Origin of the sequence: Desulfobotulus pelophilus (assembly GCF_026155325.1) — a bacterium.
Taxonomy (GTDB): Bacteria; Desulfobacterota; Desulfobacteria; order Desulfobacterales; family ASO4-4; genus Desulfobotulus; species Desulfobotulus pelophilus.
In genome coordinates this window covers 96,299-109,763 of record NZ_JAPFPW010000006.1, presented here as the reverse complement: position 1 = coordinate 109,763, position 13,465 = coordinate 96,299, and the positions used below count along the sequence as shown (strand labels likewise).

General features: G+C 48.4%; 11 protein-coding genes and 1 tRNA gene. 6 read left to right on the top strand and 6 right to left on the bottom strand.

All coding sequences use genetic code 11. The features are described 5' to 3' along the window. Nucleotides 1-8: 8 nt before the first annotated feature. On the bottom strand, nt 9-620 hold the full coding sequence (locus OOT00_RS07060; RefSeq protein ID WP_265424609.1) for a TetR/AcrR family transcriptional regulator: 612 nt from the start codon (nt 618-620) through the stop codon (nt 9-11). A gap of 301 nt (nt 621-921) precedes the next feature. Here OOT00_RS07060 and OOT00_RS07055 point away from each other — a divergent pair, with 301 nt between their 5' ends. Both OOT00_RS07055 and OOT00_RS07050 read left to right on the top strand, forming a co-directional pair. Then, nucleotides 922-3,090: a DUF3141 domain-containing protein gene (locus tag OOT00_RS07055; protein ID WP_265424608.1), complete on the top strand. Its 2,169-nt coding sequence runs from the start codon at nt 922-924 to the stop codon at nt 3,088-3,090. A gap of 92 nt (nt 3,091-3,182) precedes the next feature. Beyond that, nucleotides 3,183-3,713 (top strand): hypothetical protein, encoded by a 531-nt coding sequence (locus tag OOT00_RS07050; protein WP_265424607.1) that lies wholly within the window; start codon nt 3,183-3,185, stop codon nt 3,711-3,713. 37 nt (nt 3,714-3,750) lie between these two features. On the opposite strand, the gene OOT00_RS07045 is transcribed toward OOT00_RS07050, so the two are convergent. The 3 genes from OOT00_RS07045 to OOT00_RS07035 all read right to left on the bottom strand — a co-directional run bounded on the left by OOT00_RS07045 (nt 3,751) and on the right by OOT00_RS07035 (nt 7,285). Continuing rightward, nucleotides 3,751-5,412, bottom strand: a complete 1,662-nt coding sequence (locus tag OOT00_RS07045; RefSeq protein ID WP_265424606.1) for a COG3014 family protein — start codon at nt 5,410-5,412, stop codon at nt 3,751-3,753. Between the two features lie 111 nt (nt 5,413-5,523). After that, nucleotides 5,524-6,561, bottom strand: a complete 1,038-nt coding sequence (locus tag OOT00_RS07040; RefSeq protein ID WP_265424605.1) for an LPP20 family lipoprotein — start codon at nt 6,559-6,561, stop codon at nt 5,524-5,526. 109 nt (nt 6,562-6,670) lie between these two features. Beyond that, nucleotides 6,671-7,285 (bottom strand): penicillin-binding protein activator LpoB, encoded by a 615-nt coding sequence (locus OOT00_RS07035; RefSeq protein ID WP_265424604.1) that lies wholly within the window; start codon nt 7,283-7,285, stop codon nt 6,671-6,673. Nucleotides 7,286-7,811: 526 nt separating this feature from the next. On the opposite strand from OOT00_RS07035, the gene OOT00_RS07030 reads away from it, so the two are divergent. Together OOT00_RS07030 and OOT00_RS07025 are read left to right on the top strand one after the other, a co-directional pair. Continuing rightward, nucleotides 7,812-7,896: transfer RNA gene (locus OOT00_RS07030), tRNA-Leu, on the top strand. 368 nt (nt 7,897-8,264) lie between these two features. Further along, entirely contained in the window at nt 8,265-8,480 is a 216-nt protein-coding gene (locus OOT00_RS07025; protein ID WP_265424603.1) for a hypothetical protein, read from the top strand. A 111-nt stretch (nt 8,481-8,591) separates the two neighbouring features. On the opposite strand, the gene typA is transcribed toward OOT00_RS07025, so the two are convergent. Further along, nucleotides 8,592-10,418, bottom strand: a complete 1,827-nt coding sequence (gene typA, locus OOT00_RS07020; RefSeq protein WP_265424602.1) for a translational GTPase TypA — start codon at nt 10,416-10,418, stop codon at nt 8,592-8,594. A gap of 493 nt (nt 10,419-10,911) precedes the next feature. Between typA and OOT00_RS07015 the strand changes: the two genes are divergently transcribed. Further along, the gene (locus OOT00_RS07015; RefSeq protein ID WP_265424601.1) at nt 10,912-11,514 is read left to right on the top strand and encodes a recombinase family protein; all 603 of its coding nucleotides are present in this window, start codon (nt 10,912-10,914) and stop codon (nt 11,512-11,514) included. Nucleotides 11,515-11,569: 55 nt separating this feature from the next. Next, nucleotides 11,570-12,142: a VOC family protein gene (locus tag OOT00_RS07010; RefSeq protein WP_265424600.1), complete on the top strand. Its 573-nt coding sequence runs from the start codon at nt 11,570-11,572 to the stop codon at nt 12,140-12,142. 111 nt (nt 12,143-12,253) lie between these two features. On the opposite strand, the gene OOT00_RS07005 is transcribed toward OOT00_RS07010, so the two are convergent. Then, on the bottom strand, nt 12,254-13,453 hold the full coding sequence (locus OOT00_RS07005) for an aminopeptidase (protein ID WP_265424599.1): 1,200 nt from the start codon (nt 13,451-13,453) through the stop codon (nt 12,254-12,256). Nucleotides 13,454-13,465 lie beyond the last annotated feature (12 nt).

Here is a 13,465-nt window from a genome sequence, read left to right as displayed (position 1 = left end):
TCCCGGGATTAAGACCGCCTGGGTTTTTCAGGCGGTGGATAAAAAAGAGGGCGACCCAGTTCGAGGATGGCTGCACGAAGATCTCTCTGGTCGAGAACCGTGCTGCCCATCCGGCGCTGAATCAGGTAGCCCTCAAAAAGAGCGGTAACCAGTGCCCCAAGTTTCCGGAGCTTTTCGTAATCTTTTGCATATGGCAGCAATATATCAGCAAAGAGCTCGCTGGAAAGCCGATATATGTGGGTATTGAGTTTCTCCCGGACTTCCTGGTCTCCTGAAGCCTGCACAGTGAATTCCAGAAAAATTTTTGGCCATTCATCATCGGCTATCAGGGCTTCCAGAAAATCTACCAGTACGGCCAGAGCTTCTTCTCCTGTGGAGGCAGCTTTCAGTGGCAGTTTTCTTTCTTCTCTGTGGAGCTGCATTCTTGCCTGCATGATATCAAGAAAGAGTTCATCTTTACTTTTCCAGTATCTGTAGAAATTTCCTTTGGCATAACCGGCTGCTTCCGTAATTTCGGCTATGGTTGCAGCTGTATAGCCTTTTTTACCGAAAACGAGGATGGCGGCTGCCATCAGTTCTTCCTGGGTCTGTCTGGATTTAAGCTGTTGTTTTGTGATCATTCTGACCCCTGTTCATTCTTTGACCATTGGTCATTAATCGACCGCAAATAGCACCTTTATCATGCATTTGTCAACGAATCTGCAATAGTGATAGGAATAAAGATCCTTATTTATGCTGTGTTTTTAATTTTTTTCTTTAAAAAACAAATTGTTTACCTTAAAAAAAGTTGCAATGCAAAAAAAACAGCCTATAGTTCTACGTGCTAAGGAAAGTTTCTGTAGAGCTATCTATACAATAGAAATGAAGAGGAAAAAAATGAAAATTTCTTCGTATTTCACTCCCGGACAAGGAACCCAAGTCATGGAGGATTTTGCCGCCTATATAACGGATTCCATGCAGCGGCAGGTTCTTTTCTGGGATATTTTGCGAAAGCGGGGCAATATTTATCTTGAACATCTTGAAGAAGGACAGCCCCCTGTGCTGGTTTTCGATTATGAGATGGTTCTCGATGGACGAAAGTTTGAAAGACCGGTTAACTTTTCTCTGGTCCGGATTCTGGAAAGGCGGGAAGCTAATGCAGATCCTCTGCCGGATAAACAGGAACGGAGAGAAGATGCGGAGACAGCACCAAGAAAGGAAAGACCCCGAAGGCCCATTCTTATCATTGATCCCCGAGCCGGTCATGGTCCGGGTATAGGCGGATCCAAGCAGGATTCAGAGATAGGCATGGCCTTGAAAAATGGCCATCCTGTTTACTTCATGCTTTTTTATACGGAACCGTTTAAAGGGCAGACTCTTGTGGATGTGCAGCAGGCTCAGGTCCGCTTTCTCGAAGAGGTACGGCGCAGGCACCCGGACACGGAAAAGCCGGCCATTATCGGTAACTGCCAGGCTGGCTGGGCTGCGGCTCTTGTTGCCGCAGACAGGCCGGATGTTGCAGGACCTCTGGTACTCAATGGTTCTCCCCTTTCTTATTGGTCCGGTGTGGAGGGAGCCAATCCCATGCGGTATAAGGGGGGCATTCTCGGGGGGGTATGGATCAATTCTCTTTTAAGCGATCTGGGTAACGGTCTCTTTGATGGCGCCAATCTGGTGTCCAATTTTGAGAACCTTAATCCGTCGAATACCTACTGGACCAAATTGTACAACGTATACGACAAGGTCGATACGGAAGAACACCGTTTTTTGGATTTTGAAAAGTGGTGGGGTGGTTTTTTCATGATGACCCGTGATGAAATTCATTTCATTGTCGAAAATCTTTTTGTGGGCAACCGATTGGAACGGGGCAAGCTGTGGCTGCAGGAAGGCCAGGTGCTGGACCTTAAAAAACTGGAGGATCCCATTGTCATATTTGCTTCCAGTGGTGACAATATCACGCCTCCTCAGCAGGCTTTAAACTGGATTCCACGGGTCTATGAAACAACGGAGGACCTGAAGCGGCATAAGCAGGTTATTATCTATATTGTGCATGAGGATATCGGTCATCTGGGAATTTTTGTTTCCGCCAAGGTTGCCCAAAAGGAGCATAACCAGATTATCGGATCTGTGGAGATGATACCCTATCTGGCACCGGGTCTTTATGAGATGGTGATAGAAGAAGAGCCCTCCAAACCCTGGATGAATGATTATAAGGTGAGTTTTGTGGAGCGTACCGTTGAACAGATACAGGAATATGATGACGGTATAGAGGATGAAGAGGCATTTGTTCCGGTTTCCACCTTTTCCCAGGCCAATGATGCCGCCTATAAAATTTTTGTCAGTCCTTTTATTCAAAAAATAACAAACCGGTACACGGCGGAAATTCTAAAGCAGCTCCATCCTTTGCGGGTTCAGCGTTATGCTATATCCGATCTGAACCCTTTCATGCTGCCTTTCAAAACCATGGGCAGGTTTGTGCGTAAAAACCGGAAACCCATTGACAGAAACACCAATTTTTTTGCAAAAATAGAAAAAAATCTGTCCTCACTTATAGAAGAAAGTCTTGACCTGAAAAGAGATATGAATGACAGGAAAGACGAGTTCGTTTTCAAGCTGATTTATGATAATCCGGTCACTAAATATTTCTTTACACCGGCCATTGAAGGGCTTGTCTACGGGAAAAAACCTGAGGAAGAGATTCTGGCGAAGGAAGAACGAAGAAAAACGGATAGGGAGTTATGGCTTTCCCGAATGGAAGAGGGGGGCTTTGAGGAAGGACTGGCGCGGATCATGGTTGCCATGATGAATGCAGATGCCATTCTGGACCGTAGTGAACTGATCATGGCACAACAGATTATCCGGGAGCATCCAAGGTTACGAACCATGGAGCCGTCTCAGCTGAGAAAACTGGCCGTGGAGCAATCCCGTATTTTGCAGGTGGACAGGGAGCAGGCTCTGAATGCGCTGCCTAAACTGATTCATCTGAAAAAAGACAGGGAAGAAGCTTTAAAAATAGCTGAGCGCATTGCCCGTGCGGATGAACAGATTCAGGATCCTGAACGCATTCTTCTGGACAGATTGCGTTCAGCCATGAATATTGCCGATTTGTAAGGTTACTGTCGCAATAACGCCTGCCGGAATTTTCAGGCAGATATCAGAACGTCGGGTGGCAGACATCCGGCGTTTTTTCATAGGGGGCAACCGTGTTTCTTGCGGGTGTGCAGGAGGATGCAGACAGCGGGCTATGGGTCTGTATCATGGAGATGAACCGCCGGAGTGTGGTCAAAAAGTATGGTTTACAAAAGCTCTATGGGGTTTTGAATCAGGGAGATAGCCGGTTTCGTCTGCATACGGTCAGTCAGATTTACCGGAACCCGGAATATAGAACTATAAAAAAACAGTTCAGCCAGATCGGTAGGCCTCCCAAGTTCAAACAGGTAATGCCCCGCATTCTTTTCAGGCCTTCCGGAGGCAGGTTCTGCAAGGATCACAAAACTTCTCTGTTCCCGGGTCATGCGGATATTCCTCTGGTTCTTGTTGGTGAGTCAGGCCCTGATTCTTTTGAAATCATAGCTGAAACAGCTCTGAAAGAACTGGTGGTACAGGTAATAGCGGAGGAGAGAATAAAAGGCGTGAATGGCTTGGCGAATGAAAATACTTCAGCCCTTCTGAGCGTAGGGCTGGCTTTGTGGGGCGGTGAAAAGATGTGGCGAATGGTCCGTTACGGAGGCTGAACCAAGAGAGCCCCCATCATAAGGGGGCTCTCTTGGTTCAGGGTTTATAAACACTGCGCTTGCGGATGATCCTGATTTCTCCCGAATGAAGATCCGTACGGCTTTCATCCCGGTGCAGCCAGCCGTTGTTGCGGTTGACGATTTGTATCTGGTAGCTCCCTTCCGGCAGTGCCACCCGCTGTATGCGGATGGTGTGGGGCAGGGTAAGCCAGGATCGGGTGTCTGCCATGCAGGTGGCGGCAGCGGTAAGGGAACAGGCATAAGAAGGCATGCCCGTCAGCAGGCAGGAGGAAAGACGCAGAGCTTCCACAGCCATGGCCTGTGTGAGCTCACCCTGGGCACGTACAAGGGTGTTGGCCATATTCAGCCCTGCTATGCTATCGGCATCCAGCATGGGACCGATTTTTTTACCATCAATTTCAAGATGGCTGGTAAAGGGAGGATCATCGTAATAGAAGAGGGGAACGGCAAGTCTCACACCGGTTTCCAGTGCCTGGATAAGGCCTGGAATTTCTTCCATAACAGACCTCAAAGGGGTCATATTGATGGTTTTTGGTCTCACCTCGTTGGGATTATAGTAACTTTCCTGCTGGATACGTTGTATGGCATTGATGATGCCCTTGGGAGCATATAGGTAGTAAAACCAGGAAAGCTGATAGATTTGCTCTTCGCGGGAACCGATGAGTAATGGCTTGATCTCCAGCAGATTGGTTTCCGAATTCAGGGTCATAATCAGGTTCAGTTCCCCTTTGGAAGAGGTGAGATCTACCTCCTGAATCACGAGAAGGTCCGCATTTTGACCGGCCCTGTACTCATTCAGCTGACGTTTTAGATCCTGACTGCGGATATTCATACCCACTCGTTGCCATCTCTGGTCTCTTTGTATTTTTAAAATACGGGCAGCATCAAAACGTGCCTGATCCACCATGGCAGGACTCAGCCCGTATTGTTTGACATACCCCTTGTCATAAATATTGGCAGCCCTTTCGTAGCTGATACGGGCATTGTCCAGCTCGCCGTATTTTTCATACATGACGGCCATAATATAATGCATGAAGGCATTATCTCGGAATGTCAGTTCTCTGGGATTAATGACTTCACCATTCAGTTTGGCAAAAAAACCCATTAACTGGTTGAGCAGTTTTTCCTTCTCTTCTTCCGCTTCCTCATAGGTCCCAGTCCGGAAAACATGATCGTCTAGAATAATCTGTGCCCTTCGGCCCTCTATGCGGACAGCATCGAGCAGCTGATATTTTTCTTCTGGCGAGATATCGGACTGAGCCATATAAATGTAGTTCAGCATTTTATAGTAGTGAATGTAAATTTTTTCAAATACCTCGCTTTTATAGGGAAGCATACCCGCATTGGTGCTGGCCCGTGTCATGAGTTCCCGGATACTGGTTCCGTAATACCCTTCTGCCATGTGGTAGGCCTGTTCAAAAAACTCGTTGCTTGCCCTGTAATCACCCTGTTCATGACGTATGGTACCCAGTTCCATATGCCGGAGCAGGCTGTTACGCTCTGCCTTCAGCACTTCCTGAATTTTCTGCTCGGCCGTCGGATAATCTCCGTCCCGGAAGGCCAGTGTAGCCTCGTCAATTTTTTTGGAGTAACTGGCACAGCCCGTTATGAGGAGTAAGAGAGCACCCAGAAAAAAACATAGAACCTGTTGGCTTGTTCGTTTCAACCGTGTTGGCATACAATCTCCCCATTCTTGAATCAGCTTGCAGGTGTACAGGAATTAGAAAGCCTGCAGGAATCGTTGTTTGAAAAGCATCTGCGGGATGCCTGGATGTTTTGTGATTTTTTTTTAAAGATGCTGAAAAAGGCCGGAAGCCAGTGCATCCGCAAGTTTCAGAGCCATGTCTTCAACGGCCTTGTTCCGCGCAATCTGCGGATCACTGGAAGATGAACGGCCTGATTCACGCAGGGCGTAGAGGGTTCTCCCTTCGGGTGTCTGGACCTGACCTTCTGCCTGGGTGACCACATGAAAAATCTGATTCCGACTCACTGGCGTCATGGAAATGGAAAGGCGGATGCGAAGATCTGCACCTTCATCATGGAGGTTAAACCCCATGCGGGTAAGGGTCTGCGCCATAATTCCCAGCATTTTTATGGCGTCGTCGTTCTGGGGTTCAAGACGGATGGTAAGGCTTGCCAGCAGATTTCGTATTTCTGCCTGTAAGGCATCCACACGGCGGCCTTTTTCCCTGTCAGGGATCTGGCTGCCTGCGGCAAGGAAGGTAAGCTGGTTGAGGATCTGCCTCCGCTCCTCAAGGTCCGTAAGACTCGGTATGATGTGACGGATACGGTCCAGGGTGCTGCCGGTTCCCGTTCCCCGATTCAAGAGGGTATCTTCCAGATCTTCCAGGCCAAATAGAAGTTCACTCTCCGTCTTTGCCCTGTTGAGTCTTGCCAGTGCCCAGGCTTCGGTTTCGGCAGGGTTCAGCCAGGTCTCTGTTATTTCAATACCCGTCATTTCAATTTCCTGCACACGGGAGCTGGTTTCCTGCTGTACCACTTTGTGGATACTGGCGAATCTTTCATCATCGCCTTCGACACGTATGCTGGTCTGCATAGTGCCGCTGACCGTTACCCTCAGCTGGGATAAAAGATCAACTCTGGCTGCTTCCTGGGCCCGCTGAATGGCCGTTCGTGCGTTGCCATAGGTTTCCACACTGCCGACGCCAAAAATATATCCTGCCTGCCGCGGAGGTTCCGTCGTCCACTTAGGCCGGGGAGCGTCGGTTTTGTGGGAGGAATGAACACCCGTTCCTGTCGTTCCCATGCAGGCGGTGAGCAGAAAAATTCCAAGTACAGCTAGCATTCTGTTGTTTAGGCTGAACATGGGAAGGTCTCCTTGTTTCTGTAGATGGGGAGCGGCCCTGATTTGGAAGGTATGCCGCTCCCCATTTTTGGGATTTTCTCAGCGGGCATGAACCGTATTCATACCTGATTTAGAATCTCAGGCGACTTTTCTGCTGGAATTTCTGAATTTTTTTCTGGCCGGACCAGACCTCACGATTGGTCGTCATGTCAATAAGCCGGAGGTCTATCTGGTAGCTTGTTACTCTGCGACCATCCACCTGATCTACGAAAGAGTCAATGGAACCGGATAGGGCAAAGTTGGCACCAGTTTCCTGGGCGATGGCTGCCGCTGTTTCCGGCGTTGCCTGGAATTCCTGGTCCAGTCTTTCCGCACGAATGGCATCACGCATGTCTCCTCCGGCAACAAAATCGACTTTTCCGGAACGGATCATGGCGCGACGGAGGTCGTTGACAAAGGTGTCTACGGCAATGTGCTCATGGGAACGGTTGCGTACGCCCATCACAAGAACAGTAGGCTGTGGATTTCTCGGGTTTCCGGTTTGCCACCTAGAAATCCATGGGAAGGAGAGCATGTCATCAATCATTTCTTCGGAAACAAGGCGTGAGTCTGTTGCATTCCAGCGGTCGGTCAGGGCAATTTCTTCGGTGGGATCAACCCGCTGAACAGTTGTGCCGGCGCAGCCCGCAGTAAAAAGCGCCCATGCCACAAGAAGGGTTACGGGAAAAAAAAACGAACGGATCATCAGATACCTCCTTCACAAACATTTGAGTGGAATACATAAAAATGGAGCATTGTCACAGGGTGACGGTAAGAATATGGTTATCGTAAGTCCGGCAGAAGGAGAAAAAGCGGGTGCTTGATGCTCCGAAGCCTATGCCACTTTTTTTCCTTACCCGTACATGAAGTATAGTAGGAAAAAATACGCGGGAAAACCAGAGCCGTGCCATCCGTGCCAGCCATGCTTTTTGTAATCCGGATATCTTTTTTTAAAATACCCATCCTTAAAAGTCAATGCATAAGCAGCAAAAAGCGGGGTTATCACAAGTAATTTTTTTACCTCATTCGAACGTCATGTTGTACGGATAGTCTGGTATGCTAGTTTTGTTTTTTTGCTATCCTTTCCGTCAGGTACTCTGAATGGTTTCCTCGGCTGGCCGATAGCTGTTATCAGCCTAACCGCGTTTTGCATGCGGCTGGCCTGCTTGGAAGGCGTATTTTTTTCTTCCTCTTGACCTTGGGGTAAAAATTACGTACAAACTTTGCGTAAAGCCGAAGTGGTGGAATTGGCAGACACGCCAGACTTAGGATCTGGTGCCTTCGGGCGTGGGAGTTCGAGTCTCCCCTTCGGTACCAGAAAGAACTGTGGAGGAGGCATATCTGCCTGCCTCCATTTTTTGTATGGCGCTATGAGCTTTTTCGAGAAGACATGGTGGGCTCTGATGAGGCGCTTTATATTGATTGCTGGCAGGGTTTTGTTCGTAAGGGGAGAGATGTATAATGCGTTACCAGCAAACATGATGGCTACCGTCGGATTGAAAGGGCTGACGGGTCGGCTGATCAGGCTTTTGATCTGTGATGCGGAATGCTGATCTGGTTCTATTGACCTACTCTCTGGATTGAATGTTTTGACGCAGGTAAGGAGGAGCCTCATATCCGGCAGGCACTTGAGAGCATGGTGGAAAAACAGCGATTTTTTTTGATTAGCCGTGAAAGGAAGCCCCATGACATCAGTGACAGTTCATGCGAGAATTCAGGTCAGTGCAGAGACCTTGGCAAGCGTGGTTAGAAACGCCAAAAAAGCGGCAAAGGAAAGAGGGGGAAAGGCAGATCCCGCTGAAACCCTCAATGATATGATAACCCGTTTTCTTGATGTAAAGGGGTTTGAAGCCTTTGTGGAAGAGGCTGATAACTATGGGACAGAGACGGAAAGATCCTGAATCAAAACAGGATAGCCTTGTAACGGATAAAAAAAATATCCCGCACTGGTTCTGTTTTGCTGAACAGAAGAACAGGCGCGGGATATGTTTTTATCTCAGGAATGGAATGGATCAGCTGGTTTTCTGTTTTTTATTTTTTTGTCTGTCGTGGTAATTGAGGTAGGTTTTTCGTAAGCGTATGCTTAAGGGCGTCACCTCAACCAGCTCATCTTCTGCAATAAACTGAAGCGCGGCTTCAAGGGTCATGGGTTTTACAGGGCGCAGAGTGACATTGTCATCTTTGCCGGAAGCACGCATGTTGGTCAGCTTCTTTTCCTTGCAGGGATTGACATCAAGATCGTTATCCTTGGCATGAATGCCAATGACCATTCCGGTATAAACGGGAGATCCCGGTGTAATGAAAAGTACACCCCTTGGTTCCAGATTAAAGAGGGCGTAAGGTATGGCCACGCCGGACCGATCCGATACCAGAGAGCCTGTAAAGCGGCTGGGGAAATCACCTCTGTAAGGTTCATATCCTGCAAAAAGAGCGTTAAGAATACCTGTCCCTCTTGTGTCCGTGAGGAATTCATCCCTGTATCCGATGAGTGCCCGGGATGGAGCAATAAAGTGCATCCTGACCCTGCCGGAACCATTGTTGACAAGGGACTCCATGCGGCTTTTACGAATGGACATTTTTTCGGTGACAACACCCATAAAGGTTTCGTCACAGTCTATGTATACATCTTCCATGGGTTCCAGCCGGACACCGTTTTCTTCCCGAAAAATAACCTCAGGGCGTCCCACACAGAGCTCAAAACCCTCCCTGCGCATGGTTTCTATGAGAATGGCCATCTGGAATTCCCCACGGCCTTTTACCAGAAAGGTGTCTTTATCATCCGTGTTCTCGATCTGGATGGCAACATTGCGTAAGGTCTCCTTTTCCAGTCTTTCCCGGATTTTTCGGGATTGAACAAGGGTCCCTTCCCGACCAGACAGAGGGGAGTTATTGATGGTGAAACGCATGGCAACAGTAGGCTCATCCACACGGATTCTGGGCTGAATCAATGGGGTGTCGGCAAGGGTGAGCGTATCTCCTATTTCCACATCTTCGTTGCCGGAAAGCACCACGATTTCACCGGCCGAAGCCATATCGCTTTTAGTCAGCTGGGTCCCCTCATAAACCTGCATGGTGGAGAGCCGGAAGGGAATCAGTTGACCTTTTGCATTGGCACGGACAATGGGCATGCGACTTTTCAGCGTCCCACTGCGGATCATGCCGATGGCAAGGCGTCCCAGATAATCGGAGTAGCCAATGTCAGATACCAGAAGGGAAAAAGGTCCGTCGGGATTCACCTTGGGAGGGGGAATGTGGGAGAGTATGGTTTCAAAAAGAAGGCTGAGATCATCTCCCAGTTTATCTGGTTCCGGGCCTGATCGACCATCACGCCCTATGGTATAGAGGCATGGAAATTCTATTTGTGTTTCTGTGGCTTCCAGATCGATGAAGAGGTCATAGATTTCATTGAGAACTTCCTGTGGTCTCGCATCCTGACGATCCACTTTGTTGATGGCAACAATGACAGGTATGTGTGCTTCAAAGGTTTTTTTAAGAACAAAGCGGGTTTGGGGAAGGGGGCCTTCCGCGGCGTCGACCAGCAGAATGGCTCCATCAACCATGGAGAGGGCGCGTTCCACCTCCGCTCCGAAATCGGCATGACCGGGGGTGTCAAGAATATTGATCTTTGTGTCTCCATATCGAACGGAGCAGTTTTTAGCAGCAATGGTAATGCCGCGCTCCCTTTCAATATCCATGCTGTCCATGATTCTTTCAGCCACTTCCTGGTCCGGGCGAAAAACGCCACTCTGGCGAAACATGGTATCAACAAGGGTGGTTTTTCCGTGGTCAACATGGGCAATAATGGCAATGTTTCGCAAATGTAATGATTCAAATGACATGGTAGTCCTAAGATTATCCCCGTCTGTGGCGGGTTAAGGGTACATAAAATAACATGAAACTGCCGGCAGCAATCTATGGGCGGTGCGGAGAATGCGAAGATTCTTGTATGCTGCAGGCATGGCGGCCCGGATTTTTATACCGGCAATAAAATCCGGTTTGATCTGGAAAGATGTATTCTTTCAAAACCGGTTGTTTTTTATTTTTTGATAATTCAAAAAACAAAACCGTTTCTTATAGCTGAAAAATTATGGAATTGACAATTCCTATTTTTATAATGTATTCTTTTTTTATCCAAAATCAATATCAGTCCTTATATCCTTGTTTTATCTTTGGGTCTACCCTCACAGGGTATACCGTACGTATTGTATCCGGGGATGACAGTAACGCTGTTCTTCCCGGCTTCGTTGCATCGGGACCTTATACATTTGTTTGATCCATATGGATGAATGACGCCTCTTGCTCCAGACGATATTCCACAGGCAAGGAGACCGTATGAATGATTTTTTAAAGAATCTCCGCTCCACCCATAAAGACCGAATGCAGGGAAGGGGAACCCATGAGGCCAGTTATCCTCACCCTGAGCGGCGGGGAGGATACGACCGCCGGACACCCCAGTCACGGAAACCGTCCCATCTGGCAAGCACGGAAGTCCTGCAGAATATCAGTGAAGCCCTTCTGGGGATTCATGGTCTGCTTCAGGGCCTGAGCGATACTGCCGAACGCATCGCAGAAGCCCGTGAGCGTCATGCCGATGCAGAAGAGCGAAAGCTTAGCATACTTGAAGGGCTTCTGCCCATCGCTCAGGATTTTTTTCATGTATCTGCCGCACCCTCTGCTATATTTCCCGAGAAAACAGGATCTGATACTGTGGGAAAAGTAGCCCGTGAAAAAGGAACGGAAGGGGAGGAGCCCATTGTCCGTAAGATGTCCCGTGCGGAGAAAAAACATATTATTACGAAAATCAAGGATCTTCGTCAGGAAGGCGCCACTTATGAGCAGATAGCTGAATATCTGGAAAGAAATAATGTACCGACATTTTCCAACAAGGGCAAATGGCACGCCCAGACCATCCATCGGCTGTGCCGTACAGACTGAAGATTCAGGAACATACAGGGCAGCGATCTTTCATGACAGACAGGAATTTTTTTCAATGAACGGTTCTTTGCGGTTTACGGGTATTCATCACCTGGCCATGGCAACCTGTGATCTGAATGGGACCATTGTATTCTGGCGGGATCTTGTGGGGTTACCCCTTTTTCTGGGCTTTGGAAGACAGGGATACCGGCAGTATTTTTTTTCCATATCAGACAACTGTGCACTGTCATTTTTTGAGTGGCCGGATACGAAACCCTTGATAGAAAAGGATCATGGTGTTCCGGTTGCAGGTCCCTTTGCCTTTGATCATGTGGCCATAGGTCTTGAAGGCAGCAGGGATCTGGCCCTTATCAAAGCACGTTTTGAAGCAGCTGGTATCTGGATGTCGGAAGCTGTAGACCATGGCTTTGTACACTCCGTCTACACGTTTGATCCGAACAATATTGCAGTAGAATTTTCTGTTTCCATAATGGACAGTGAGCTGAGGTGTGCACCTGTGCTGGTTGAAAAAAATCCTCCGTCGGAAGTCCTTCGGGGGCCCTTTTTGCAGCCAGAGCGCTATCCTGAGCCATCCAGCATTCCGGATCCTGTTCTGTATCCTGGAGAAGGAAAGGATATTCTGCCCTGAGTTCCATTTCCTGAGCCTGCCATAGAGAGGCTGGGAGAGGACCTTTGTTGTAATAGTCTGTCGGCCCCGTTGTCACAGGCCTGTTGTACGGTGACGATCAGGCGGGATCTGTCATGGTGTGAGAAACATGCCGTCTTTATAGATCTCTATTCTTTTCCCTGAAGGCAAAACGGCTTCTACCGTTTTGGGTTGTGTATTGACAAGATCCCAGTGAAGGGCTGAATCATTGAATCCCAGCTGTTTTTTTTCTTCTGCTCCAAAAGAGGCAAGATCGCCGGTGAAACTGTCTGCATAGGCTGACCCTATGGCAATATGACAGTTTCCCCATCTGCCGCCGTAGTTTTCATCGAAAAGAGTATTGGCCATAAAACGGCTGATCCGGGAAAAACGCCTGTCGGTCAGCGAAAACTCCCCGATTCTCCGTGCTCCCTCATCCGTATCCAGCTGCTGATGCAAAAAACGTTCTCCTTCTTCTGCACTGGCTTTGACCACCCTGCCTTTAGAAAACTCCAGGCGAACGCCCGAAATTCTATGGCCGCTGCGAAAAGAGATTTGATCTGCATGGAAAAAACCTTCCGTTCCCCGCCAGTCCGGTGATATGAAAAGCTCAAAGCTAGGGATATTATGGCCGGAAAGCCCCAGCCATTTCCTTTGTTTTCCAACACGTATTTTCAGGTTACAGCTCTCGGACCGGACATGAAAGTATTCTGCACCAATCGTGTTCAGCCATAATTTAATGGCTTCTGCCTTTCGGAGGATTTCCTGCCAGTGTGCTACTGGATTTTCCATGTCCAGAAAACATGCCTGGACAAGTTGCTCCGTATAAGTATCCATATCCATACCAGCCTGACAGGCCAGCTCCTGGGTGGGATAAATGCACAGTGTCCATCCAAAAAGCCCCTGTGCATCCCGTTTATCCAGTATCTTTTTAAACGGTTTGCGGCTTCGTGCAAAACAGGCAATGCGTGAAGGGTCCGTTTGGGCCAGATGGGTTAGGGATTCCGGCGCATGGAGATAGATGCTGCCGTTGAGTGAAGAAAAAAGTTCCTCTTCACCGGGTGCATGAAAGCTGATTTGAGAATCAGACCCCCTGCCGTAAAAAGCTTTTTCCATTGCCGGTGACATGGCTGTTCTGACAAGGGGATGGCCGCCCTTTGCCAGAATTTTTTCAAAAAGGATATCCGCAAGGGGAAGGGCCGGTGTGTGATAGCGGAGCAGGATTATGTCTTCCGGGCAAAGAGTGGTTCCCCTTGCCCTGTCCAGTGCCCAGAGAAGAACATCTGCATACCGTTCAAGTATGACTGTTTCCATGGAATGACTTTC